The sequence below is a fragment of the Curtobacterium sp. MCLR17_043 genome (assembly GCF_003224215.1).
Classification (GTDB): Bacteria; Actinomycetota; Actinomycetes; order Actinomycetales; family Microbacteriaceae; genus Curtobacterium; species Curtobacterium flaccumfaciens.
The window spans coordinates 1-24,530 of the sequence record NZ_QKLH01000026.1 but is presented as its reverse complement, the minus strand read 5'-3'; the positions used below and the strand labels follow the sequence as shown (position 1 = coordinate 24,530).

General features: G+C 71.9%; 18 protein-coding genes and 1 riboswitch. Of the genes, 14 read left to right on the top strand and 4 right to left on the bottom strand.

Annotated features, from left to right (window positions below):
* The first annotated feature begins 74 nt into the window (after positions 1-74).
* From DEJ03_RS17510 to DEJ03_RS17475, 8 genes are all read left to right on the top strand, one after another.
* Positions 75-1,079, top strand: coding sequence for an aldo/keto reductase family protein (locus DEJ03_RS17510; protein WP_071405490.1), 1,005 nt, complete (start codon positions 75-77; stop codon positions 1,077-1,079).
* A gap of 217 nt (positions 1,080-1,296) precedes the next feature.
* Positions 1,297-1,794 (top strand): GtrA family protein, encoded by a 498-nt coding sequence (locus DEJ03_RS17505; RefSeq protein WP_258320816.1) that lies wholly within the window; start codon positions 1,297-1,299, stop codon positions 1,792-1,794.
* Positions 1,791-3,278 carry a glycosyltransferase gene (locus DEJ03_RS17500; RefSeq protein WP_110865634.1) on the top strand — a complete coding sequence of 496 codons (1,488 nt, stop codon included), beginning with the start codon at positions 1,791-1,793 and terminating at the stop codon, positions 3,276-3,278. The genes DEJ03_RS17505 and DEJ03_RS17500 overlap by 4 nt, the downstream gene beginning before the upstream one ends.
* A complete protein-coding gene (locus DEJ03_RS17495; protein WP_110865633.1) occupies positions 3,275-5,263 on the top strand; it encodes a glycosyltransferase family 39 protein in 1,989 nt (662 codons plus the stop codon). Before DEJ03_RS17500 ends, DEJ03_RS17495 begins: the two co-directional genes overlap by 4 nt.
* A 382-nt stretch (positions 5,264-5,645) precedes the next feature.
* Positions 5,646-6,470 carry a DUF4397 domain-containing protein gene (locus DEJ03_RS17490; protein WP_110865632.1) on the top strand — a complete coding sequence of 275 codons (825 nt, stop codon included), beginning with the start codon at positions 5,646-5,648 and terminating at the stop codon, positions 6,468-6,470.
* A gap of 99 nt (positions 6,471-6,569) precedes the next feature.
* Positions 6,570-7,724 carry a glycosyl hydrolase family 8 gene (locus DEJ03_RS17485; protein ID WP_110865631.1) on the top strand — a complete coding sequence of 385 codons (1,155 nt, stop codon included), beginning with the start codon at positions 6,570-6,572 and terminating at the stop codon, positions 7,722-7,724.
* Positions 7,721-8,419, top strand: a complete 699-nt coding sequence (locus DEJ03_RS17480; RefSeq protein ID WP_146237774.1) for a class F sortase — start codon at positions 7,721-7,723, stop codon at positions 8,417-8,419. The genes DEJ03_RS17485 and DEJ03_RS17480 overlap by 4 nt, the downstream gene beginning before the upstream one ends.
* 45 nt (positions 8,420-8,464) lie before the next feature.
* On the top strand, positions 8,465-9,259 hold the full coding sequence (locus DEJ03_RS17475; RefSeq protein WP_071405494.1) for a polyprenol monophosphomannose synthase: 795 nt from the start codon (positions 8,465-8,467) through the stop codon (positions 9,257-9,259).
* A gap of 106 nt (positions 9,260-9,365) precedes the next feature.
* Here the strand turns inward: DEJ03_RS17475 and treZ are convergent, their stop codons facing one another.
* Genes treZ through glgX form a run of 3 tightly spaced genes read right to left on the bottom strand, consistent with a single transcriptional unit; the run spans position 9,366 to position 15,846 of the window.
* The gene (treZ, locus tag DEJ03_RS17470) at positions 9,366-11,120 is read right to left on the bottom strand and encodes a malto-oligosyltrehalose trehalohydrolase (protein WP_110865629.1); all 1,755 of its coding nucleotides are present in this window, start codon (positions 11,118-11,120) and stop codon (positions 9,366-9,368) included.
* Positions 11,117-13,618 (bottom strand): malto-oligosyltrehalose synthase, encoded by a 2,502-nt coding sequence (treY, locus tag DEJ03_RS17465; RefSeq protein ID WP_110865628.1) that lies wholly within the window; start codon positions 13,616-13,618, stop codon positions 11,117-11,119. The genes treZ and treY overlap by 4 nt, the downstream gene beginning before the upstream one ends.
* The gene (gene glgX, locus DEJ03_RS17460) at positions 13,615-15,846 is read right to left on the bottom strand and encodes a glycogen debranching protein GlgX (RefSeq protein ID WP_110865627.1); all 2,232 of its coding nucleotides are present in this window, start codon (positions 15,844-15,846) and stop codon (positions 13,615-13,617) included. The genes treY and glgX overlap by 4 nt, the downstream gene beginning before the upstream one ends.
* Positions 15,847-15,974: 128 nt before the next feature.
* Here glgX and DEJ03_RS17455 point away from each other — a divergent pair, with 128 nt between their 5' ends.
* From DEJ03_RS17455 to DEJ03_RS17435, 4 genes are all read left to right on the top strand, one after another.
* Entirely contained in the window at positions 15,975-16,295 is a 321-nt protein-coding gene (locus DEJ03_RS17455) for a hypothetical protein (protein WP_027464636.1), read from the top strand.
* Between the two features lie 81 nt (positions 16,296-16,376).
* Positions 16,377-16,488: riboswitch (TPP riboswitch) on the top strand.
* Positions 16,483-17,121, top strand: a complete 639-nt coding sequence (locus DEJ03_RS17450; protein ID WP_110865637.1) for an ECF transporter S component — start codon at positions 16,483-16,485, stop codon at positions 17,119-17,121. Its footprint overlaps the riboswitch before it by 6 nt.
* 2 nt (positions 17,122-17,123) lie before the next feature.
* The gene (locus tag DEJ03_RS18355; RefSeq protein ID WP_220034162.1) at positions 17,124-19,802 is read left to right on the top strand and encodes an ATP-binding cassette domain-containing protein; all 2,679 of its coding nucleotides are present in this window, start codon (positions 17,124-17,126) and stop codon (positions 19,800-19,802) included.
* Positions 19,795-20,505: an ATP-binding protein gene (locus DEJ03_RS17435; protein ID WP_258370924.1), complete on the top strand. Its 711-nt coding sequence runs from the start codon at positions 19,795-19,797 to the stop codon at positions 20,503-20,505. The genes DEJ03_RS18355 and DEJ03_RS17435 overlap by 8 nt, the downstream gene beginning before the upstream one ends.
* Here DEJ03_RS17435 and DEJ03_RS17430 read toward each other — a convergent pair.
* Complete coding sequence (locus DEJ03_RS17430; protein ID WP_258370922.1) at positions 20,453-21,823, bottom strand: MFS transporter; 1,371 nt, start codon at positions 21,821-21,823, stop codon at positions 20,453-20,455. The genes DEJ03_RS17435 and DEJ03_RS17430 overlap by 53 nt on opposite strands.
* Positions 21,824-21,925: 102 nt before the next feature.
* On the opposite strand from DEJ03_RS17430, the gene DEJ03_RS17425 reads away from it, so the two are divergent.
* Both DEJ03_RS17425 and DEJ03_RS17420 read left to right on the top strand, forming a co-directional pair.
* A complete protein-coding gene (locus DEJ03_RS17425) occupies positions 21,926-23,359 on the top strand; it encodes an LLM class flavin-dependent oxidoreductase (RefSeq protein WP_110865625.1) in 1,434 nt (477 codons plus the stop codon).
* On the top strand, positions 23,356-24,530 hold a 1,175-nt coding region (locus tag DEJ03_RS17420; protein ID WP_110865624.1), incomplete at its 3' end, for an acyl-CoA dehydrogenase family protein. The genes DEJ03_RS17425 and DEJ03_RS17420, both read left to right, overlap by 4 nt.

Below are 24,530 nucleotides of genomic sequence, written 5' to 3'. Positions count from 1 at the left end.
CCCACGCCACACCCACCCCGACAGGCACTCGCGGGACCCCTCACGTGCGCGCTCACTCCAGTAGCGTCGGGACCATGGAATTCAGGTACCTGGGCAACTCCGGACTCAAGATCTCCGAGATCACCTACGGCAACTGGCTGACGCACGGCTCGCAGGTCGAGAACGACGTCGCCACCCAGTGCGTGCGGGCAGCGCTCGACGCCGGCATCACCACGTTCGACACCGCGGACACGTACGCCAACACTGCCGCCGAGACCGTCCTCGGCGAGGCGCTCAAGGGCGAGCGGCGCCAGTCGCTCGAGGTCTTCACGAAGGTCTACTGGCCGACCGGCCCGAAGGGACACAACGACGTCGGCCTCAGCCGCAAGCACATCATGGAGTCGATCGACGGCTCGCTCGAGCGACTGCAGACCGACTACGTCGACCTCTACCAGGCACACCGCTACGACTACGAGACCCCCCTCGAAGAGACGATGCAGGCCTTCGCCGACGTCGTCCGCCAGGGCAAGGCGCTCTACATCGGCGTCAGCGAGTGGTCCGCCGAGCAGATCCGCGCCGGTGCCGCACTCGCCAAGGAGCTCGGCTTCCAGCTCATCTCGAACCAGCCGCAGTACTCGATGCTGTGGCGGGTCATCGAGGGCGAGGTCGTCCCCGCCTCGAAGCAGCTCGGCCTGTCGCAGATCGTCTGGTCGCCCATCGCGCAGGGCGTCCTGACCGGCAAGTACAAGCCGGGTCAGCCCCTGCCCGAGGGTTCGCGTGCCACGGACGAGAAGGGCGGTGCGGACATGATCAAGCGGTTCATGCGCGACGAGGTCCTCGAAGCCGTGCAGCGCCTGCAGCCCGTCGCCGACCAGGCCGGCCTCACGCTCGCACAGCTCGCGATCGCGTGGACCCTGCAGAACGAGAACGTCGCGAGCGCCATCGTCGGCGCCTCGCGTCCGCAGCAGGTCACCGACAACGTGAAGGCCGCCGGCGTCAAGCTCGACGCGGACGCCCTCGCGGCGATCGACGAGGCACTCGGCGACATCCCGGAACGGGACGCGTCCAAGAACGTGTCCCCGTCGTCGCGCCCCGCGTAGACGCAACCGACCGACGGACGGGAGGCCCGGTGCCAGCTGGCACCGGGCCTCCCGTCCGTCGTCCCCGCGCCCCTGACCACCGCAGCTGACGGATCGTCAAGATGAACGGCATGTGTCGCGCATCTGGCAGAGGCCTGGCAAGTCGCGTACCCCGCCCAAACCACCCAGCCACGCCCCCCGAATCGGGGGCATGACCCGAACTCGTACCCCCGTTCTGGTGTCACCCGACACCGGTGCGGTGCGGACCGTGCGCCCTGGCACGGTCCCGCGCCTGCTCGCCACCGCGAGGCAACTCGCGTCGTTCGGCACCATCGGTGCCGTCTGCTTCGTCATCGACCTGGGTGTCTACAACCTGCTCCGCGCCACCGTCATGTCGGACGGTCCCATCGCCGCGAAGATCGTGTCGGCCATCGTGGCGACCTCGGTCGCGTGGCTCGGCAACCGCTTCATCACCTTCCGTTCCCAGCGCCAGACCGGCCGCCGCGAGACCGTCCGCGAGGGGTTGCTCTTCGCTGCCACGAACCTCGTCGGTCTCGGCATCGCCGCCGCCTGCCTGTTCGTCTCGCACTACGTCCTCGGCTTCACGTCCACCCTCGCCGACAACGTCGCCGGCAACGGCGTCGGCCTCGTCCTCGGCACCGCGTTCCGGTTCGCCGCGTACAAGGCCCTCGTCTTCCGGTCCACCGACACACGTCCGAAGGGGTTCCCCGAATGACCATCTCAGCCGTGTTGCTGACGGCCGCAGGGCCGCTGCTCCAGCCCGACGAACGCCCCGGCACGACCGGGGACGTCCCGAACCGCGGGACCACGGACGTGCCGACGGGAGGCTCGGGGCAGCTCCCACAGGCCGCCTGGTCGCTAGGCGAGTGGCTCGGCTACTCGACCCTCATCGCCCTCTCCGTGCTGCTCACGATCATCGCGTTGACCACCCTCTGGTGGATGCTGCACGCCTGGCGGTCCCGGGACGCGCTGAAGTCCACCAGCTTCAGCCAGACCCCGCGGCCGGCGGCACACCGGTTCACGCTCCTGGTGCCCGGTCGGCACGAGCAGGACGTGATGGGGCAGACGCTCGACATGCTCGCGACCCAGGACCACCCCGACTTCGAGATCATCGCGATCGTCGGGGAGGACGACCCGGAGACCGACGCCGTCGTGCGTGCCGCGGCGGCTCGGCACCCCTCCCTGATCAAGGTCGTGGTGGACGACACCCTGCCGAAGAACAAGCCGAAGGCGATGAACCTGGCGCTCCAGCACGCGACGGGTGACATCGTCGGGGTGTTCGACGCCGAGGACGAGGTCTACCCGCGGCTGCTCTCCCTCGTCGACTCGCGGTTCCAGGAGACCGAAGCCGACGTGGTGCAGGGCGGCGTCCAGCTGATGAACTTCACGTCGAGCTGGTGGTCGCTCCGGAACGTCCTGGAGTACTACTTCTGGTTCCGCTCGCGCCTGCACTTCCACGCCGGGTCCAAGTTCATCCCGCTCGGAGGCAACACCGTCTTCGTGACGCGCTCCCGCCTGGAGTGGTCGAACGGCTGGGACGCGCACTGCCTCGCCGAGGACTGCGAGCTCGGCGTGCGGCTCTCCGCCGACGGCGCGAAGGTCGTCGTCGCCTACAGCCCCGAGGCCGTCACCCGCGAGGAGACCCCGCCGACCTTCGCCTCGCTGCTCAAGCAGCGGACGCGGTGGAACCAGGGCTTCCTGCAGGTGCTGGGCAAGGGGGAGTGGAAGAAGCTGCCGTCCTTCCGGCAGCGGTTCTTCGCCCGCTACATGCTCACGATGCCGTTCATCCAGGCGGCCACCGGGCTGCTCATCCCGCTGAGCGTCCTGATGATCCTGTTCGTCAAGGTGCCGACGGCGATCGCCCTGGTGTCGTTCATCCCGGTCGCACCGACGCTGATGCTGCTCGCCGTCGAGATCGTCGGGCTGAACGAGTTCGGCCGCCTGTACGGCGAGAAGGTCCGGCTCCGCGACTACGTGCGACTCGTGCTCGGCCTGGTGCCGTACCAGGTGTTCCTCGCCGCCGCGGCGGTCCGGGCAGTCGTCCGGCACGCCAAGGGCCAGAACGGGTGGGAGAAGACCGAGCACACCGGCCAGCACCGCAACGGACAGGTGGTCGGCTTCGCCTCGGACCTCGACGGATCGGGTGCCGCGTCGTCCGACCGTGCGTTCGCCGGCACCACCACGGGAGGCACCCGATGACCGCCAGCATCACCGACACCACGGGCATCCCGATCCGTGGTGGCTCCACCGCCCACCGCACCGGCATCGGCGCGTGGTTCCGCCGGCACGCCGCCAGCCTGACGTGGTTGCTGCCCGTCGTCGCGGTGACCGTGCTCGTCCAGGCCTGGAACATGTCGGGCACACCGCAGCGCATCGACGACGAGGGGACGTACACCGCCCAGGCGTGGGCGATCACGAACCTCGGCGAGCTCACCCACTACACGTACTGGTACGACCACCCGCCGCTCGGATGGATCCAGATCGCCGGGTACACCGGACTGACCGGGGCGTTCGCACGGTACCCCTTCGCGGTGGAGGCCGGGCGCGAGGCCATGGTGTTCTTCTCCGCCGTCTCGAGCATCCTGCTGTTCGTCCTGGCCCGACGGCTCGGTGTCGGACGGATCACGGCGGCCGCGGCCGGACTCGTCTTCGCGCTGTCACCGCTCGCGCTGCAGTACCACCGCACCGTGTACATCGACAACGTCGCGACGCCCTGGCTGCTCGCCGCGTTCGTCCTCGTGCTGAGCCGTCGCCAGCAGCTCGCCGGGTTCGCCGGTGCCGCTGCCTGCCTCGGCATCGCCGTGCTGTCCAAGGAGACCTACCTGCTCGCGCTGCCGTTCCTCATCTGGATGGCCGTGCGTCGCGCCGACAAGAGCACCCGCCGGTACACGCTCAGCGTCGCCGGGGCCGTGCTCGTGCTGATCGGCGGTGGGTACCTGATGCTCGCCGCGGTGAAGGGCGAACTCGTGCCGGGCGCCGGGCGGGTCAGCCTGTGGGAGGGCGTCACCTACCAGCTCGGGTCGCGGACCGCTTCCGGATCGGTGTTCGACGGGGGCAGCCTGGCGAACGAGGCCGCCGCGCAGTGGTGGGCACTCGACCCGGTGTTCATCGTGCTCGGCTCGGTCGCCGCCGTCGTCGGGCTGTTCCTGCGCCGGGTCCGACCGATCGCCGCGATGCTCGTGTTCCTGCTCGCGGTGATGTTCCGGCCGAACGGGTACCTGCCGGTGCCGTACGTCATCATGCTCATCCCGTTCGCGGCGCTCCTCGTCGCGTACACCGCCGAGCGTGCAGTCCTGACGATCGCCGGTCGGGTCCACACCCGGAGCCGGTTCGGCCCGAGGGCACGGCGCGGCTTCGGCATCACCTGGGCAGTCGTCACGGCTGCGGCGCTCGTCGTCGCGGTGCCGCTGTGGGGGACGCAGCTGCGCGGGTTCCTGCTCGGCAACCTCGACCTGCCCATGCAGCAGGCCGAGCAGTGGGTGGGCGACAACGTGCCGAAGTCCTCGCGTCTCCTGGTCGACGACGCCATGTGGGTCGACCTGGTGGACGACGGCTTCGCCCGGAACAACGTCGTCTGGTACTACAAGCTCGACACCGACGGAGCGGTGGAACGGCAGTCCCCGAACGGCTGGAAGGACTCGGACTACGTCATCACGACGGACTCCATGCGCACCGGCGGCAACTCGTCCACCGACGTGCGGCAGGCGATCGAGAACTCCACCGCCGTCGCGACCTTCGGCACCGGTGACCAGCAGGTCGAGGTCCGCCGGATCCACGCCGAGGGAGCCAGTGCCGCCGAGACCGCGATCACCCGGGCCACCGACGTCCGGAAGACCCTGGGGACCGAGCTCGCCTCGAACCCGGCCCTGCGTGCGGACGACGGCACGAAGTCGCAGTTCCGCGCCGGACAGGTCGACTCGCGGGCGATGATCGCGCTCGGCCAGGTGCTCGCCGACCAGGACGTGCGGGTCGACCGGTTCACCCCGCGCACCGGGGAGACCGGCCAGCCGTTCCGCACCGTCGTCCTGCACACGAGCGACGACGCCTCGGCAGCACGGGTCGCTCGGACCTTCGACGCCATGTCCCAGGCGTTCCGGCCGGACTCGGTCGAGCGCGAGGGAGCACGGCTCACGGTGACGTACGCCCCGGCCGACCCGACGACGACCGCGACGAGCGCCTCGTGACCCCCGATCGCTCGGTCGAGTGGGAGCTGGCCGAGCTGGCGTCCGGCGAGCGGGCGTTCCGCGAGCGGGCGAAATGCCCGGAGGGCTCCGGCGTGGACCCGGGCATTCCGCCCGCTCGCCGGGGCGGCCGCGGAACCGTTCCCCGCGAACACGTCGGGGCAGAGCGCCCGCTGGACGAGCGGGCGAAATGCCCGGAGGGCTCCGGCGTGGACCCCGGCATTCCGCCCGCTCGTCCGGAGGCCCACACGACCCGCACGACCCGCCCGGCCCGCACGACCCGCACGGCCCACACGAACCGCACGACCCGCACGGCCCGCACCTCGACACGCCACCCGCACGACACCCGCACGCCAACCGCACCTCGACCCGAAGGAGCACCATCATGACCGCACGCACCACGAACCGCCGCCGCGCCGTCGTCGTCGGAGCGCTCGCCGCCACACTCGTCGCCGCGACGGTCGGGCTCGCCGCCCCGCAGACCGCCTCCGCCGCGACGGCCGACCAGGGCTGGCTCCGCGTCGGACACCTGTCGCCGGACACGAAGGGCGTCGACGTCGAACTGTCCAGCCTCGCCGGGGGCAAGACCGTCTTCGAACTCGACGACGTCACCTACGGCCAGGTCAGCCCGTACAAGAAGCTGCCGGTCGGCACCTACGTCCTCTCGATGCGCGCCGCCGACGCCCCGCGTTCCACCCCGGTCATCTCCACCGACGTCACCGTGCAGAAGGGCGACGCCAGCACCGTCGTCGCCTACGGCAAGAACGACGGGCTCAAGACGACCGCGTTCACCGACGACCTGCAGCAGCCCGGCGACGGCAAGGCGAAGCTCCGGCTCGTCCAGGCCGCCACCACCGCGAAGCGCGTCGACGTGCAGACCTCCGACGGCACCCCGATCGCCGAGGACGCCACCTTCGGCAGCGCCACCAAGTACGCAACGGTCGACGCCGGCAAGTGGTCGCTCAACGTCTCCGGCAGCGGCCAGCGGGGCACCGCCAAGGTCGACCTCGCCGGCAACACGGTCTCGACCCTGTTCGTCCTCGACGACAGCAAGGGCAACCTGACGGTCGTGCCCGTGACGGACGCCGCGGCGACCGCCGCCACCCCGTCCGGCGGCGTGCAGACCGGCGGTGGCGGCGCAGCCGCCGACCGACCGGTGACCGAGGCGGTCCACGCGGCCGTCGCGATGCTCCGTTCGCTGTTCCGCTGACGCCCCGGACTGGAGGCGCGGATCACGTGCGCTGAACGGCCCACGTGATCCGCGCCTCCCCTTCGACCCCCCCCCACCATCCCGGAGAGGCAGGCCAGCATGACCCGCAGGACCTGGATACCGGTCGCCGCTGTGGCGGCGGTCCTCGTCGCCGTCGTCGTCGCGATCGTCGCCGTCCGTCCCTGGTCGTCGAGCACCACGACCGCCGATCGCGGCACGGCGACCCCGACCTCGACCACCGCGCCCGACGGGGCGCGCTCACCGCAGCAGCTGCGGTCGGCGTTCCTGGACCGCTACGTCGAGGGCGGTCGCGTCGTCCGCACCGACCAGGGCGGTGACACCGTCAGCGAGGGGCAGGCGTACGGCTTGCTCATCGCCTACGCGAACGACGACCGTGCGCGCTTCGACGCGATCTGGGAGTGGACGAAGGACCACCTGCTCACCGGCGACGACCTGCTGGCGTGGCGGTGGACGTCCGACGAGGGCGTCGCCGACGAGCAGTCCGCGAGCGACGCCGACCTCGACGCAGCCCGGGCGCTCGTGCTCGCGGGGAAGGCCTGGGACGACGACCGGTACACCGCCGCCGGCAAGCGCATCGCGGCGGCGATCCTCCAGCACGAGACGGCCCGGACGGACCTCGGCACGATCCTGCTGCCCGGACCCTGGGCGGATCAGGAGCCCTACAGCTACAACACGTCGTACGCGTCGCCCGCGGCCTTCTCGGTGCTGGCGGACGCAACCGGGGACGACCGCTGGAACGCGCTGAACCGGGGTTCCCGCGCCGTGACGGCCGCCGTGCTGGACGCCACCGACCTGCCCAGCGACTGGTCCCAGGTGCACGCCGACGGAACGGTGGACCCGATGCCGGCCGTCGGTGGCGACGGGCAGGTGCTCTACGGCTACGACGCGATGCGGACGCCGCTCCGGTACGCCGAGGCGTGTTCGGCGCCCGACCGGGAGCTCGCGGCGGCGCTCGCGCCCACGCTCGGACGGACGACGCGCCTCGCCTCGCAGCTCGACCTCGGTGGCACCCCGGTGACGCAGGACACGAACGCGCTGGCCTACACCGCGCGGGCCGCGGCCGAGCAGGCCGCCGGTTCCTCCCGTGCGGCTGCCGCCGACCTCGAGCGGGCCGACCGCACGGCGGCGACCACACCGACCTACTACGGAGACGCCTGGTTGGCCATCGGTTCGACCATGCTGACCTCCGACGTGCTCGGGGGATGCGCCAGCGACGTGGGAGGCGGCTCGTGAGCGGCCGTCGGAGCGCCGGGCGCGTCTCGGCCGTCCGGCGCCGAGGCGTGGTGATCGGTGCCGTGGTCGCCGCCGTCGTGGTGGTCGGGGGCGTGGCCGGGGTGGCGGTCGCGTCGACCGTCGGCGGTGGCGCGTCGTCGTCCCCGCCGCAGTCGTCGTCGTCTCCGTCGCAGTCGTCGTCGTCGTCCTCGTCCTCGTCCTCCGGCACCGACGGGTTCCAGGACCCGGCCGCACCCGAAGCCCGCTCGACGGCTACCCCGGTCAGCGTGTCGATCCCGGCCATCGGCGTGCGGTCCTCGCTCGAGGACCTGCACCGCGGCGCTGCCGGAGAACTCGACCCGCCCGTCGACTGGGACAGCGCGGGCTGGTTCAGCGACGGGATCGTCCCCGGCGAGGTCGGCCCCGCCGTCATCGCCGGTCACGTCGACAGCCCGACGAGCGCCGCGGTGTTCTTCCGGCTCGACGAACTGGTCGCCGGCGACGAGGTCCACGTCCGGATGTCCGACGGCACCACCCGCACCTTCACCGTCGACCGTTCCGAACGCGCCGCCAAGTCGGCGTTCCCGACGAGCGACGTCTACGGCCCCACCCCCACCCCGCAACTCCGACTCATCACCTGCGACGGCACGTTCGACACCGCCACCGGGCACTACACGGACAATCTGATCGTGTTCGCAGACCTCTCGTCGGATTGACCCACCAAGCCAGCGATACATTCGACTGCGAGCACGAGGAGCACCATGAGCGAAACCCTGGTCATCATCCCGACCTACGACGAAGCCGAGAACGTCCGGCCGATCGTCGAGCGCACGTTGGCCGCGACCGACGACTCCGTGCACGTGCTCGTCGTCGACGACAACTCACCCGACGGTACCGGTGACATCGCGGACGCCATCGCCCGCGAGACCGACCGGGTGCACGTCATGCACCGCACCGTCAAGGACGGCCTGGGCGGCGCGTACCTGTCCGGCTTCGCGTGGGGCCTGGAACACGGCTACGCCAAGCTCGTCGAGATGGACGCCGACGGCTCCCACCACCCCGAGTACCTGCCGTGGATGCTCGAGCTCGCCGACTCGAACGACCTGGTGCTCGGCTCCCGGTGGATCAAGGGCGGCAAGGTCGAGAACTGGCCCTGGTACCGGCTCCTGCTCTCCCGCGGGGGCAACCTGTACACCCGCCTCGCCCTGGGCATCGCGGTGCGCGATGCGACCGGCGGGTTCCGGGTCTTCACGTCGCGGGCGTTCGAGCGGATCGACCTCGCCGGGGTCGCGTCGAAGGGGTACTGCTTCCAGGTGGACCTGTGCTGGCGTGCCCTCGAGGCTGGTCTGCGGGTCGTGGAGACCCCGATCACGTTCACCGAGCGGGAGTTCGGCGTCTCGAAGATGAGCGGCAACATCGTGCGCGAGAGCCTGGCGCTCGTGACGAAGTGGGGCATCGACCGCCGGATCCGCGAGACCCGCTCCCTGGTGAAGGACCACCGCAAGCTGCCGTCCGTGCGGAAGAACGCGCACGCGGTGGCCGACCACGCGGGCTGACGCCGGGGACACGCGAGCGCCTGAACACACGAACGGCGATGGACCCAGTGGGTTCGTCGCCGTTCGTGTGTGCTGCCAGCGGGTGGCTCGCGCAGCCCGCGGTCGGCTAGCGCAGCACGACCACGCCGCGGCCGCGGAACCGGACGACGCCAGCATCGACCTCTGTCGCGCCGAAGCCGTAGAGCTCTTCGCCCACGGCGTCGGGCACCGGGACCTCGGCTGCGTCGTCGGCGAAGTTCACCACGACGTGCACCGGCGCCACGTCGGGGCCGAGCAGCCCGCGCGTGAGCACGAGCCAGCGGCGGTCCTCGCTGAAGCGGACGGCGTTCGCCTCGTAGCGGTGGTCGACGAACGCCTGGTCGGTGCGCCGCAGGGCGATGAGCACCCGGTAGGCACGCAGGATCGCCGCGCCCCGCTCCGAGCTGACGTCGGCCCAGTCGAGCTTGGAGTTGGTGAACGTCGTCGGGTCCTGCGGGTCCGGCACCGCTGACTCGTCCCACCCGTGCTCGGCGAACTCCGCGATGCGCCCTTCTGCGGTGGCCTTGCCGAGCTCGGGCTCCGGGTGCGAGGTGAAGAACTGCCACGGCGTCGAGGCCGCGAACTCCTCGCCCATGAACAGCATCGGCGTGAACGGCCCGAGCAGGGTCAGGGCCGCGGCGATCACGAGCCCCTCGTCGTCGAGCGTCGCGGCGAGCCGGTCGCCGGCGGCGCGGTTGCCGATCTGGTCGTGGTTCTGGTTCGCGACGACCAGGGCCGTCACGGGGGAGGTGCCACGGTCGATCGGCCGGCCGTGCCGCTTGCCGCGGAACGACGACCACGTGCCGTCGTGGAAGAAGCCGTCCTCGAACACCTTCGCCAGCGCCGACAGCGGAGCGAAGTCGGCGTAGTAGCCGTTCGTCTCGCCGGTGAGCGCCACGTGCACGGCGTGGTGGAAGTCGTCCGACCACTGCCCGGCGAGGCCGTACCCGGCGGCCTCGCGCGGCCGGAACATCACCGGGTCGTTGAGGTCGGACTCCGCGATGAGCGACAGCGGACGACCGATGAAGGACGAGTAGGCGTCGGTCTCGTCGGCCATCGAGGCCAGCACGTGCGGGCGGGTGGTGTCGCGGATCGCGTGCACGGCGTCGAGCCGGAGCCCGTCGACGTGGTGGTCGCGGAACCACATGCGCACGTTGTCGAGCACGTACCGGCGGACCTCGGGGTGCTCGACGTTCACCGAGTCACCCCAGGTGTTGCCGAGCCCGGCCAGCAGGTACGGGCCGTACAGCGGCAGGTAGTTGCCGCTCGGTCCGAGGTGGTTGTAGACGACGTCCTGGATGACCCCGAGCCCCAGCGCGTGCGCCGTGTCGACGAACCGGTCGTAGGCGTCCGGGCCGCCGTACGGGGCGTGCACGGAGAACCAGCCGACACCGTCGTAGCCCCAGTTCCACTCGCCGTTCACGGCGTTGACGGGGAGCAGCTCGACGAACTCGACCCCGAGCTCGACCAGGTGGTCCAGCTTCTGGGCGGCGGCGTCGAGCGTGCCCTCGGGCGTGTAGGTGCCGATGTGCATCTCGTAGATCACGGCACCGCGGGCCGGGCGTCCGGTCCACGACTCGTCGGTCCACGCGAACCGTGCGGGGTCGACGACCTCGGACGGGCCGTGCACGCCCTCGGGCTGGTAGCGGCTGCGCGGGTCCGGTCGGACCGCGTCGTCGTCGCCGATGCGGAACCCGTAGCGTGCGCCGACGACCGGCATCACGGCGTCGGTGGACCACCAGTCGTCGTCGCCCTTGGTGAGCGGGTACTCGACGTCGTCGACGACGAGCCGGACCCGGTCCGGCTCGGGCGCCCAGACGGCGTAACGGTCGGGTGCGGTCATGCGTGACCCTCCAGGATGTCGATCTCGGCCTGCGCGTCGGTCTCGGTGGCGTCCGTCGTGCGGTCGGCGGCGGGCCGGGAGGCACCGCTCGCGTCGGACACGGCGGTCACCGCGTCGGCGTGGCCGGCTGCACCGACCGCGTCGGCGGGCACGAGCAGCGCGACCGGGTAGGTGGTGAGCAGGTCGGCCAGCGTGATCCCGCGGTCAGCGGGGACGTGTCGGCCGGTGAGCAGGTCGACGCGCTCGACGGGGACGGCGTGCACGAGCGTGTCGCCCCAGCCGCCGACCCGGTCGAGGCCGATCGGCAGACGCGTCGCGATCGTCACGGCACCGCCGCGGTCGAACGCGATGACGTGGTCGGCCGCGCTGCCGGTGGCCTCGAGCTCCAGGTACCGGGTGAACAGCTCCGGGTGGTCCCGACGGATGCGCAGTGCACGGGTCGTGACCAGGAGCTTCGCGGCACCGTCGATGCCGATGGCCGGCAGGTCCTCGGGGCCGTCGTCGTCCGGGCCGTCGAGCTCGGCGAGCACGTGGCGCCGCTCGGCGTAGTCGACCGGACGACGGTTGTCGGGGTCGACGAGCGAGCGGTCCCAGAACTCGGTGCCCTGGTAGACGTCGGGGACGCCCGGGGCGGTGAGCTGGACGAGTTTCTGGGCGAGACCGTTCGACCACCCGGCGGCGTCGATCTGCTCGTCGAGGGCGTCGAGTACGGCGACCACGTCCGGGTTGTCGAACGCGGCGTCGACGATCGCGTGCATCTGCTGCTCGAACGCCTCGTCGGGCTCGGTCCAGGTTGTGCTGTCACCGGCTTCGCGGGAGGCCTTCTCGGCGTAGGCGTGCAGACGCTCCCGGCTGGCGGGCCGGGCGCCGACGATCGCCTGCCAGAGCAGGTCGGCGAACACGCGGTCCTGCAACGGCACGAGCGACTGCAGACGCTCGAGCGTGGCGGCCCACTCGTCGCCGAGCTCGGCCAGCACCGCGATGCGGGCGCGGGTGTCCTCGCTGCGCTTGGTGTCGTGCGTGGTGAGCGTCGTCATGGTGTGCGGCCAGCTGCCGAGCCGTTCGCGCTGTGCCTGGTGGAAGTCCTCCACCGAGACCGCGAAGACGCTCGGGTCGCCGCCGACCTCGCTCAGGGACGACAGGCGCGAGGTGCGGTAGAACGCCGTGTCCTCGACGCCCTTCGCCATCACCATGCCGCTGGTCTGCTGCAGTCGGACCGCCGCCGCGTTCGTCGGGTCGACGAGTGCCGGTGCGATCCGGTCGATGACGTCGTCGAGGTCCGGTCGGGCCTCGGCGGCACGCTCGAGCGCGGTGATGAGGTGGTGGGCGCCCTCGGGCAGGTACGTGCGGTACACGTCGAACGAGGCCACGATCTCGGCGACCGCGTCGACGATCCGCTCGTGCGTGATCGTCTCCGTCGCGGCGCTCGGAGCGAGCAGGCGTGCGAGCCGCTCGACCTCGCTGCCGAGGATGCCGTCCGCGATGCCCCGTCGGGTGTCGTGCGTGAGCTGCTGCCAGTCGGTCGGTTCGGCACCCGACGCCGCGGTCAGCGCCTGCTCGCCCGCGGGGTCGACGAACACGCGGTCGAGCACCCCGAGGGCGTCGTAGCCGGTGGTGCCGTCGACCGGCCACGAGCTCGGCAGCTGCTCGCCGGGCTCGAGGATCTTCTCGACGAGGGTGTAGGCCCCGCCGGTCAGCTCCGCCAGGTCCTGCAGGTAGCCCGCCGGGTCGTACAGCCCGTCCGGGTGGTCGATGCGCAGGCCGTCGACGAGCCCGTCGCGGAACCAGCCGCCGATGACCCCGTGCGAGGCCGCGAAGACCTCGGGCTCCTCGACCCGGATCGCCGCGAGGGTGTTCACCGCGAAGAACCGGCGGTAGTTCAGGTCGTGGTCGGCACGCTTCCAGTGCACGAACGCGTAGTGCTGGCGGTCGTGCACGGTCTCGACGGTGTCGCCGTCGTGCACCGTTCCGGGTGCGGTGGGGTAGGCGGTCTCGCCGACGCGGAGCACCGGACGCTCGGCGTCGGACGTGTCGAGCGTGATCGCGTCGAGCAGCCGGTCGTCGAGCACGGGGACCCGGAGCCTGCCGTCGCCGGCTTCCCAGTCCACGTCGAAGGCCCAGGCCACGGGCGAGCCCTGCCCGAGTTCGAGCAGGGACCACCACCACGGGTTCGACTCGGGGGTCGCGACGCCGACGTGGTTCGGCACCACGTCGACGATGACCCCGAGCCCGACGGCGTGCGCGGCCTCGGCCAACGCCCGCATCGCCTGGTCGCCACCACGGTCGGTGTCGACCCGCGTGTGGTCGACCACGTCGTAGCCGTGGTTCGACCCGGACTCGGCCTGCAGCACCGGCGACAGGTACAGCCAGTCGGCGCCGAGGTCGTGCACGTAGTCGACCAGGTCGCGTGCGGCATCGAGGTCGAAGTCGGCCGAGACCTGCAGCCGGTAGGTCGACGCGGGGACGCGGTTCGCTGCGCCGGGCGTTCCGGCGGTCATCGGGCGGTTCCGCTCGGTGCGGGGGAACCGGCCGGGTTCACCGGTGTGACGGCGTCCTGCGGGGCGACCGGTTCGGGGGCACCGTCCTGCTCGGCGTCGACCGGGGTGCTGGTGACCTCGTGGTCGGGCTCGGCACGCAGCACGATCATCGACCGAGCGGGGACGTCGAGCGGGGTACCCGCGTCGAGCACCTCGTCGCGGGCGCCGGGGTCGGCGGTGTCGATCCGGACGGTCCAGCCGGGGGAGTACTCCTCGGGTGGGAGTGTGAAGGTCACGACGTCGTCGTGGGCGTTGAAGTACGTGATGAAGCCGACATCGGTGACGCGCTCACCACGGGCGTCGCGTCCGCGGATGCCCTCGCCGTTCAGGTACATGCCGACGCTCTTGCCGAAGCCGGAGTCCCAGTCCTCGGGGTCCATGGCGTCACCCGAGGGGGTCAGCCAGACCACGTCGGGCAGCGGCTCGCCTTCGCCACGACGAACCGGACGGCCGTTGAAGTACCGGGTCCGGCGGAACGTGGGGTGGTCGTGCCGCAGCTTCACCACGTCGGCGGTGAACTGGATGAGGTCTTCGTCCGCGCTGTCCCAGTCGATCCAGCTGAGCTCGGAGTCCTGCGCGTAGACGTTGTTGTTGCCGGACTGCGAGCGGCCGAGCTCGTCGCCGTGCGCGATCATCGGCACACCCTGGCTCAGGAGCAGGGTCGCCAGGAAGTTCCGGCGACGCTGCAGCCGCAGGGCGTTCACGGCCTCGTCGTCGGTCGGGCCCTCGGCCCCGGAGTTCCACGACCGGTTGTGGCTCTCGCCGTCGTTGTTGTCCTCGCCGTTGGCCTCGTTGTGCTTCTCGTTGTAGGCCACCAGGTCGTACAGCGTGAAGCCGTCGTGCGCGGTGATGAAGTTGATGCTCGCCTTGGGCGTGCGGCCGTCGTGCTCGTACAGGTCGGCCGAGCCGGAGATCCGGGAGGCGAACTCGCCGAGCGTCGACGATTCGCCGCGCCAGAAGTCACGGACGGTGTCGCGGTACTTGCCGTTCCACTCGGACCACTGGGGCGGGAAGTTGCCGACCTGGTAGCCACCGGGGCCGACGTCCCACGGCTCGGCGATGAGCTTGACCTGCGACACGATCGGGTCCTGCTGCACCAGTTCGAAGAAGGCCGACAGCCGGTCGACCTCGTAGAACTCGCGGGCCAGCGCCGAGGCGAGGTCGAAGCGGAACCCGTCGACGTGCATCTCGGTCACCCAGTAGCGGAGCGAGTCGAGGATGAGCTGCAGCGAGTGCGGGTGCCCGACGTTGAGCGAGTTCCCCGTGCCCGTGTAGTCCATGTAGAACTTCTTGTCGTCGTCGACCAGGCGGTAGTAGGCCGCGTTGTCGATGCCGCGGAACGACAGCGTCGGGCCGAGGTGGTTGCCCTCGGCGGTGTGGTTGTAGACGACGTCGAGGACGACCTCGATGCCGGCGCGGTGCAGCTCGCGCACCATCGTCTTGAACTCCTGGACCTGCTGGCCCTGGTCGCCCGACGACGAGTACGCCGAGTGCGGCGCGAAGAAACCGATGGTGTTGTAGCCCCAGTAGTTCGACAGCCCCTTGTCCTGCAAGGTGGAGTCGTTCACGAACTGGTGCACCGGCATGAGCTCGAGCGTGGTGATGCCGAGGCGCTGCAGGTGCTCGATGACCGCGGGGTGGGCGACGCCGGCGTAGGTGCCGCGCTGCTCTTCCGGCACGTCCGGGTGGGTCTCCGTGAGCCCCTTGACGTGCGCTTCGTAGATGACGGTCTCGCCGTACGGCGTGCGCGGCGGGCGATCACCCTGCCAGTCGAAGAAGGGGTTGATCACGACGCCCTTCATCATGTGCGACGCGGAGTCCTCGTCGTTGGTCGAGTCCGGGTCGCCGAACGTGTACGAGAAGAGCGACTGGTCCCAGTCGATCTCGCCGCTCGTCGCCTTGGCGTACGGGTCGAGCAGGAGCTTCGACGGGTTGCAGCGCGCGCCGGAGTCCGGGTCGTACGGGCCGTGCACGCGGAAGCCGTACTCCTGCCCGGGGCCGATGTTGGGGAGGTACGCGTGCCAGACGTAGGCGTCCACCTCGAGCAGGCGGACGCATTCTTCGTTGCCGTCGGAATCGAACAGACAGAGTTCGACGCGCTCGGCGACCTCGGAGAACAGCGCAAAGTTCGTGCCGCTCCCGTCGTAGGTCGCCCCGAGCGGGTACGGGTTTCCGGGCCAGGTGTGCAAACGGTCCTCCAGGTGTGGGTGCGGCCAACATATCGGCGGCGCTCGTCCGCGTCCGCAGACAAGCCCCAGCTGTGGATGCGTGATGCGCCCCGCGGCCTGTGGAGGAACGGACGAGTAGCGTCGCGCGCATGGCCAACATCGTCTCGAAGATCGCAGACCAGGTCCGCCCGCTCGGGGTCTCCACGAACTACGGAGAACCCGTCGAGGTCGGCGACCAGACCCTCATCCCCGTGTCCGTCAGCTGGTTCGGCTTCGGCGGCGGCGGAGACGACGAGAACGGTGGCGGCGGTGGCGGCGGCCTGTCGGCCCCCGTCGGCGCCTACGTCCGCCGCCCGGGCAAGGACCTCGTGTTCGAGCCGAACCCGATCTCGCTGATCGTCGTGGGCATCCCCTTCGTGTGGGTGGCCGGGCGTGTCCTCCGCAAGCTGGTGCGCGCGCTCAAGAAGTGACCACCTGACGGACGGGAGGCCCGTGGCGACGCCGCCACGGGCCTCCCGTCCGTCACGCGGTCGCGACCGCGTCTAGACTGCTGGCACACACACGGGAGTCCGGGACCGCCGGGCTGAGAGGGAGCGATCGGCGCTCCGACCGTCGAACCTGATCCGGATCATGCCGGCGCAGGGAGGAGTCAGCAGCATGCCTTCAGGCACGTCCACAACCGTCACCACCGCTCCGCGGCGATCGCTGCGTTGGCGGGTCGTCGACATCGTCGTCGCGAGTGTCCTCGCGGTGGCCCTCGGAGTCGTCTTCCGGCTCTGGGAGTTCGGCTACGAACCCATCAGCGCCGTCATGGACCTCGTGCTCCCCGGCACCAAGGCCCTGTTCGGCGGGGTCTGGCTGCTCGCCGGCCCGATCGTCGCGATCGTCGTCCGCAAGCCCGGCGCCGCGCTCTACGGCGAGATGGTCGCTGCCTCGGTCGAGGCGTTGTTCGGCACCCAGTGGGGATGGCTCACGCTCGAGGCCGGACTCGTCCAGGGTCTCGGCGCCGAGATCATCCTCGCGCTGTTCCTGTACCGCGTCTACCGCCTGCCGGTCGTCGTGCTCGCCGGTGCCGCGGCCGGACTCGCGCTCGGCATCAACGACACCGTCCTCTGGTACCCGGGGCTCGACGTCGCCTTCAAGGTCGTCTACGTGATCTGTGCGGTCGTCTCGGGTGCCGTGATCGCGGGGGCGGGATCGTGGCTCATCGTCCGGGCTCTCGCCCGCACCGGGGTGCTGTCGTCCTTCGCGGCCGGCCGCGAGCACAGCCGTCGCGAACCCCGCGCCCTGGTGTGACCGTGCCCGCTCCGTCGGCGACGTCCCCTTCCACCGGCGGCGACGCCGGCGCAGGTGCCGGCGTCCGCGGGGCGCGCATCGTGTTCCGTGGCTGGGGCTGGCGGTACCCGGAGCGCGACGCCTGGGCCGTCCGTGACGTCGACCTGACCGTCTCGCCGGGGGAGCGGGTCGCCGTCGTCGGGCCGTCCGGTGCCGGCAAGTCGACCCTCCTGCGAGCCGTCGCCGGCGTGCTCCCCGACGAGCCCGACGCCTCGGACGACACCGCTGCTTCGGTGCAGGGGACACTCCTGGTCGACGAGGCCGACCCCCGCGCGGTCCGCGGGCGTGTCGGTCTCGTCATGCAGGACCCCGAGGCACACACGGTGATGTCCCGGGTCGGCGACGACGTGGCCTTCGGCTGCGAGAACGCCGGCGTCCCCCGCGACGAGACCTGGGACCGGGTGCGGACGGCGCTCGACGTCGTCGGCCTCGACCTGCCGCTCGACCGCTCCACCGCGCAGCTGTCCGGTGGGCAGCGGCAGCGGTTGGCGCTCGCGGGCGTGCTCGCGATGCGGCCGGGTGCGCTCGTGCTCGACGAACCCTGCGCGAACCTCGACCCGGACGGCGTGGCGCAGGTGCACGACGCCGTCCGGGCACTGCTCGACGAGACCGGGGCGACGTTGCTCGTGGTGGAGCACCGGATCGGCACCTGGCTGGAGCTGGTCGACCGGCTCGTGCTGCTCGAACCGGCCGGCGGCGTGGTCGCGGACGGGCCGCCGGCCCAGGTGCTGGCAGACCACGGCGAGGCGCTCACGGCGGCCGGGGTCTGGGTGCCCGGTGCCGAGCCGGAGCGCGGTTCTGCGCGGGAGCGGCGTCCGGCCGGACGAGCGGGCGAAATACCCGGGGTGTCCGGCGGGGCGACCGCGGCATTCCGCCCGCTCGGCGAGGGGGCGCCCGGCGCGGGAGCGCGGCAGATGACGTCGGCGGGACGAGCGGGCGAAATGCCCGGGGCGTCCGGCGGGCCGACCGCGGCATTCCGCCCGCTCGGCGAGGGGGAACCTGGCGAGGGGGTCGGCGCGGGGGAGCGTGACCAGGGGACAGCGGTGCTGCTCGACGCCCGGGGGCTCGGCACGGCACGGGGGAAGCAAGCGGTCGGGAACGGCATCGACCTCGGGCTCCGGGCCGGGCAGGTCCTCGCCGTCACCGGACCGAACGGCGTCGGCAAGTCGACGCTCGGGCTGACCCTCGCGGGCTTGCTCCCACCGGCAGCCGGTGAGCTCGGCGCCACGGACGCCCTCGCCGACGGCATCGGCACAGCGCCCCACGCCTGGACGAGCCGGGAACTCGCCGCCCGGATCGGCACGGTGTTCCAGGACCCCGAGCACCAGTTCGTCGCCCGCTCCGTCCGCGAGGAGATCGAGGCCGGCCCCCGAGCACTCGATGCGCCGGACGCCGACGAACGGGCCACCGCGCTGCTCGATGAGTTCGGGCTCGCACACCTGGCCGACGCCAACCCCTTCACGCTGTCCGGGGGCGAACAACGACGACTCGCGATCGCCTCGGTCATCGCGGCCCGGCCGCCGGTCGTCGTGCTCGACGAGCCGACCTCCGGGCAGGACCGTGCCACGTGGCAGGCCGTCGTCGGGCGGCTCGGGGCCCTCGCCGACGCCGGCACCGCGGTGGTGGCGGTCACCCACGACCGCGACCTCGTCCGGGCACTCGACGCCGATGAGGTCGTGCTCGGGCCGGACGGCGCCCGGTCCGTCAGGAGCGACCAGGTGCCGTCGGTCGCGACCATCCCGGAGACCGGGCCGACAGTCGGAAGTCGCCCCGGGCCTCCAGACCGGACCGACACGGCCGACCACACAGCCGACCGGACGGACACGGCGGACGCGGCGGACGCGGTGGACGGAACCGACGCGACGAACCCCGTGCGACGACCGCTGCCGGCCCGCGCGACCGGCATCCCCGGTGTCCAGCCGGTCGCGTCGCTGATCGGTGTGCTCGCCCTCGGCGTCTGCCTGGTGCTCAGCCTCGACGTCGTCTCCGCCGCCGTCGCCCTGGCGCTCGAACTCGCACTCCTGCCGCTCCTGCGCCTGCCGGTCCGGACCCTGCTGCTCCGACTCGCACCGGTGCTCCTCGCGGTGCCGCTGACGGCGGTGAGCATCGCGCTGTACGGCAGACCCTCGGGTCGGGAGTGGTTCGACCTCGGGTTCGCGCACGTCACCGACGGGTCACTGACGCTCGCGTTGGCGACGGCGCTCCGGGTCCTCGCGGTGGGGGTGCCAGCCATCGCGCTCTTCGTGCGGGTCGACCCGACCGACCTGGCCGACGGGCTCGCGCAGGTGCTCCGGCTGCCCGCGCGCTTCGTGCTCGGCGCGCTCGCCGCTGTCCGGATGATGACCTCGCTCGTCGACGACTGGCGACAGCTCGCGATGGCGCGACGTGCCCGAGGGCTGGCCGACTCCGGACGGCTGCGACGCGGGGCGACGATGGCGTTCGCGCTGCTCGTGCTCGCGTTGCGCCGGGCGACGACGTTGGCGGTGGCGATGGAGTCGCGGGGGTTCGGTGCTCCTGGACGGCGGACCTGGGCGCGGGTCGCACGGTTCGCCGGGCCGGAGTGGGCGATGGTGGCGGTGCTGGTCGGCATCGGTGTGGTGTCGATCGCGGTCGCGGTGAGCGTGGGGACGTGGCGTGCCTGACACGGAGCGCGCAGCCGGCACGACGGGCACCGACCGGCCGACGGAGACGTCGGCCGGCGACGGCGCGACGGCCGCGACGGGCGCGACGGGCACGACGGGCGCGGCGGGCCCGACGGCCACGACGGGCCCGACGGCCACGACGGGCCCGACGGCCACGACGGGCCCGACGGGCACGACCGCCGGTGACCTCGCCCCCGGTCTGGCCGCTGCTGCTGCCGGAGTCGCCGGTGTCACGGGCCGGCGCGCCGTCGTGCTCATCGACGGCCGGTCCGGCACGGGCAAGACCACCCTCGGAGCACAGGTCGCGGAGCAGCTCGGCGCGCAGCTCGTGCACCTGGACGACGTGTACCCGGGGTGGGACGGCCTGCGTGCGGCTGCCGATGCCGTGGTGACCGACGTCCTCGGAGCGCCGAGCGGGTACCGACGCTGGGACTGGGCGGCCGATGCGCCCGCGGGCTGGGCGTCGGTGGACCCCGACCTGCCGATCGTGGTCGAGGGGTGCGGGGCGTTGTCGCAGGCGTCGGCACCGCTGGCGTCGTTGCGGGTGTGGCTCGAGGCCGACGACGCCGTGCGGTGGGACCGGGCGATCGGCCGCGACGGCGAGGTCTTCGCGCGCGAGTGGGACCGCTGGGCCGCGCAGGAGCAGGCCTTCATCGCCGCCGAGGACCCGGCTGCCCTGGCCGACGTGGTCCTGCCGACGTAGCGCCCGGCGGGCCCGCGGCGCCGCGCGCCGCCACGATCGTCAGCACCGCGTACACCCCGAGGTACCCGCACAGGATCCACGGCGAGCCACCCCCGAGCTGCACGAACACCGCGGCCAGCAGCGGCGTCAGCCCCACCGAGAAGATCGACCCGATCTGGTACCCGAGCGACATCCCCGAGTACCGCCGCCCGGTCGGGAACTGCTCCGCGAACCACGCCGCCTGCGGCCCGTAGATGCTGTCGTGGAACACGCACATCCCGATCAGCGCCACGAGCGGCAGCAGCACGAGCGGCCCGGCGTCGAGGAACGCGAAGAACGGCCAGATGAGCACCGCGATGCCCACCGCCGACCAGATCGTCAGCACCCGCCGCCCGACCCGGTCCGACAGCCACCCCCAGAACGGCGTCGACACGAGCGACACCGCCGAGATCACGAGCACGGCCTGCAGCCCCGCGTCCGAGCCCGATGGCCCCCGGACGTTGCCGAGGTAGGTCAGCGAGTACGTCGTCAGGATCGAGTACAGCGCCGGCTGCACGAGGCGCAGGCCCGCCGTCACCAGGATCGACCGCGGGTGCTGCCGGATCGCCTGCCACACCGGGAACCGTTCGACCCCACCGGAGGCGCGCAGCTCCTGGAACACCGGGGCGTCCTGCACACCGAGCCGGATGACGAGCCCGACCGCCACGATCACCGCGGAGAACAGGAACGGCAGCCGCCAGCCCCAGGCCAGGAACGCCTCGGTGCCGAGCAGCGACCGCACGAGTGTGAAGACCCCGGTCGCCAGGAGCATCCCACCGGCCGACCCCATCTGCGTGAACGCCCCGAACAGCCCCCGGTGCCGTTCCGGCGCGTGTTCGACGGACAGCAGCGCCGAGCCGCCCCACTCCGCACCGGCCGCGACGCCCTGCAGCAGACGCAGGAACACGAGCGCCACGACGGCGCCGACCCCGATGGTCGCGGCGGACGGGATGACCCCGATCAACGTGGACGCGATGCCCATCAGCACCAGCGACGCGACGAGCAGCTTCTTCCGCCCGATCCGGTCGCCCAGGTGGCCGGCGATCACACCGCCGAGCGGCCGCGCCACGAACCCGACGCCGTAGGTCGCGAACGACGCGATGACCCCGACGGCCGGCGTCACGGACGGGAAGAACGTCGGAGCGAACACCAGCGCCGAGGCCGTCGCGTAGAGGTAGAAGTCGTAGTACTCGACGGTCGTGCCTACGAACGACGCGAGGGCGACCCGACGACGGGTCGCGCTGGTCGACGGTGCAGCGGGACGGCCTGGAGGCGCGGTGACGGTGGTCTGGCTCGGCATGCCTCAGGAGCATGGTCGCGTCCAGGGCCGCGGGGAACACCGCGCGTAACGGGAGGTCACGTCGCTGTCGTCGGGCGGTGCCCGCCGACCACGATGGGACACATGAGCGATGCACCGAACCGCCCGCTGCGCTTCGCGGCCTTCGTCATGAACACGACCTCGCACATCCAGCACGGCCTGTGGCGGCACCCCGACGCCCGGCAGGCGGACTTCGACGACGTGACGCTGTGGACCGACCTGGCGAGGACCCTCGAGCGCGGCAAGTTCGACGCCATGTTCTTCGCCGACGTCGTCGGGACCTACGGCCCCGGTCGCGGCGACTACTCGACCAACCTGCGCGAGGGACTGCAGATCCCCTCGAACGACCCCTCCGTGCTGCTCTCCGCACTCGCCGTGTCGACCGAGCACCTCGGGCTCGCGTTCACCTCGAGCGTCATCCAGGCGCACCCCTTCGACTTCGCCCGCAAGGTCTCCACGCTCGACCACATCACCCGGGGCCGCATCGGCTGGAACGTCGTCACGAGCGCCCTCGACAGCGCCGCCCGGAACTTCGGCGCCGACCGGCTCGAGGAGCACGACGAGCGCTACGTCTGGGCCGAGGAGTACCTCGAGGTCTGCGCGAAGCTCTGGGAGGGCTCGTGGGAGGACAGCGCCGTGCTGAAGGACCCGGTCCGTGGCTACGCCGACCCCGACAGGGTGCACCGCATCGACCACCACGGCAAGCGCTACGACGTGCAGGGCCCGCACCTGTCGGCACCGTCGCCGCAGCGGACCCCGGTGTTGTTCCAGGCCGGGTCGTCGCCGGCCGGCCGTGCCTTCGCCGCGCGGAACGCCGAGGCCCAGTTCATCCTGACCTCGAACCGGGACGCCACCGAACAGCTCATCCGCGAGACCCGCGACCTGGCCGAGGCCGCCGGCCGCCAGCGGGACGACATCGCGTTCTTCCTCGGCCTGACCTTCGTCACCGGCTCCACCGAGGCCGAGGCGAAGGCCAAGGAAGCGGAGATCGACGAGTACCTGGCCGCCGACGGGTTCCTGGTGCACTCGAACCTCGGCTTCGACCCGGACACCGGCGAGCCCCTCGACCCGGACACCCCGCTGTCCGAGGTCCGCACCCACGCCGGACAGTCGCACCTGCAGTGGCTCCGCGAGGCCGCCGGGGACCGCGAACCGACCATCGCCGACCTCGCCCGGTTGTCCGCGAAGCTCCGCGCCCGGGTCGTGGGGACGCCGGAGCAGATCGCCGACGAGCTCGCCGACTGGCAGCGGGTGGGCGTCGACGGCGTCAACGTCATCAACTGGGTGCTGCCCGGCTCGTACGAGGAGTTCGTCGACCACATCGCGCCGACCCTGCAGGAGCGCGGACTGATGCAGTCCGAGTACCGCGAGGGCACCCTGCGCGAGAAGCTCTTCGGCCACGCACAGTTGCCGGACTCGCACCCCGCCAGGCAGTGGCGCGGGGCGTTCACGGGCGGTGCCGGCGCGACCGCGGCCCACCCGGACGACGCGACCCGTGCGGTGGAGGTGCCCGCGTGACGGCCGCGACGACGACCACCGGACGCGGGACGGGCCTCCCGGCCGACCGTCTGGCGACCCTGCGCGAACGCTTCGCGCCCGTGTTCGCGACCATCCGCGACGGCGCGGTCGAGCGTGAACTCGCGTCCGGGACGCCCGGCGACCGGGCGCTGCCGCACACCGAGGTCCGGGCGCTCGCCGACGCGGGGTTCGGGCGGCTGCGCGTGCCGGAGGACCGCGGCGGCTTCGGCGTGACGCTGGTCGAACTCGCGCACCTGGTGGCGGACCTGGCGGCGGCGGACTCGAACATCGCGCACCTGTGGCGGGGGCACTTCGGGTACACGGAGCTGGTGCTGCTGCGGCCGCACTCCGCGTCGCGGGACGAGTGGCTCGACCGGATCGTCGGCGGCGCGATCGTCGGGAACGCGACCTCGGAGCGGACCGGGACGACCCTGGCTGACATCTCGACGACGGTGACGCCGGCTGGTGGTTCCCTCCGCCTCGACGGGCGGAAGTTCTACTCGACCGGCACGCTCTACGCGGACTGGATCTACCTGGCGGCGGACCGTGACGGGGAGCGCGTGACGTTCGCCGTCGATGCCTCCGCGCCGGGCGTCAGGAGCATCGACGACTGGGACGGGTTCGGGCAGCGGTTGACGGCGTCCGGCACCACCGTGTTCGACGGGGTGTCGGTCGACCCGTCGGTGGTGTCGGCACACCGGGACGCCCCGCTGTCGCACATCCAGGCCTTCTACCAGCTGTACCTGCTGGCGGTCCTCGCCGGGATCGGGCAGGCCGTGTCCGACGACGCCGTGGCCTTCGTGCGACCACGGACCCGCACCTACATCCACGCCAACGCGGCCGTGCCGGGGGAGGACCCGCAGGTGCTGGCGGTGCTCGGCAGGCTGTCGGCCGGGGCGTTCACCGCCCGGTCACTCGTCGTCGCCGCCGCGGGGCTGCTCGACGGGGTCGTCGCGACGAACGAGCCCGGGGTCGGCGTCGACCGCGTGGTGCTCGACGCGGCCGAGAACGCCGTGTACCAGGCGCAGGTCGAGATCGGGCCGCGGGTGGTGCGGTCGGCGTCCGAGCTCTTCGAGGTCGGCGGGGCGTCCGCTGCCGACCGGACGCGTGGGCTGGACCGGCACTGGCGGAACGCCCGGGTGGTGGCGTCGCACAACCCGGCCGTCTACAA

Coding starts and splice junctions, on each gene's coding strand:
- DEJ03_RS17510 (WP_071405490.1), top strand. CDS start 75: ATGGAATTCAGGTACCTGGGCAACTCCGGACTCAAGATCTCCGAGATC.
- DEJ03_RS17500 (WP_110865634.1), top strand. CDS start 1,791: ATGACCATCTCAGCCGTGTTGCTGACGGCCGCAGGGCCGCTGCTCCAG.
- DEJ03_RS17495 (WP_110865633.1), top strand. CDS start 3,275: ATGACCGCCAGCATCACCGACACCACGGGCATCCCGATCCGTGGTGGC.
- DEJ03_RS17490 (WP_110865632.1), top strand. CDS start 5,646: ATGACCGCACGCACCACGAACCGCCGCCGCGCCGTCGTCGTCGGAGCG.
- DEJ03_RS17485 (WP_110865631.1), top strand. CDS start 6,570: ATGACCCGCAGGACCTGGATACCGGTCGCCGCTGTGGCGGCGGTCCTC.
- DEJ03_RS17475 (WP_071405494.1), top strand. CDS start 8,465: ATGAGCGAAACCCTGGTCATCATCCCGACCTACGACGAAGCCGAGAAC.
- treZ (WP_110865629.1), bottom strand. CDS start 11,120: ATGACCGCACCCGACCGTTACGCCGTCTGGGCGCCCGAGCCGGACCGG.
- treY (WP_110865628.1), bottom strand. CDS start 13,618: ATGACCGCCGGAACGCCCGGCGCAGCGAACCGCGTCCCCGCGTCGACC.
- DEJ03_RS17455 (WP_027464636.1), top strand. CDS start 15,975: ATGGCCAACATCGTCTCGAAGATCGCAGACCAGGTCCGCCCGCTCGGG.
- DEJ03_RS17450 (WP_110865637.1), top strand. CDS start 16,483: ATGCCTTCAGGCACGTCCACAACCGTCACCACCGCTCCGCGGCGATCG.
- DEJ03_RS17430 (WP_258370922.1), bottom strand. CDS start 21,823: ATGCCGAGCCAGACCACCGTCACCGCGCCTCCAGGCCGTCCCGCTGCA.
- DEJ03_RS17425 (WP_110865625.1), top strand. CDS start 21,926: ATGAGCGATGCACCGAACCGCCCGCTGCGCTTCGCGGCCTTCGTCATG.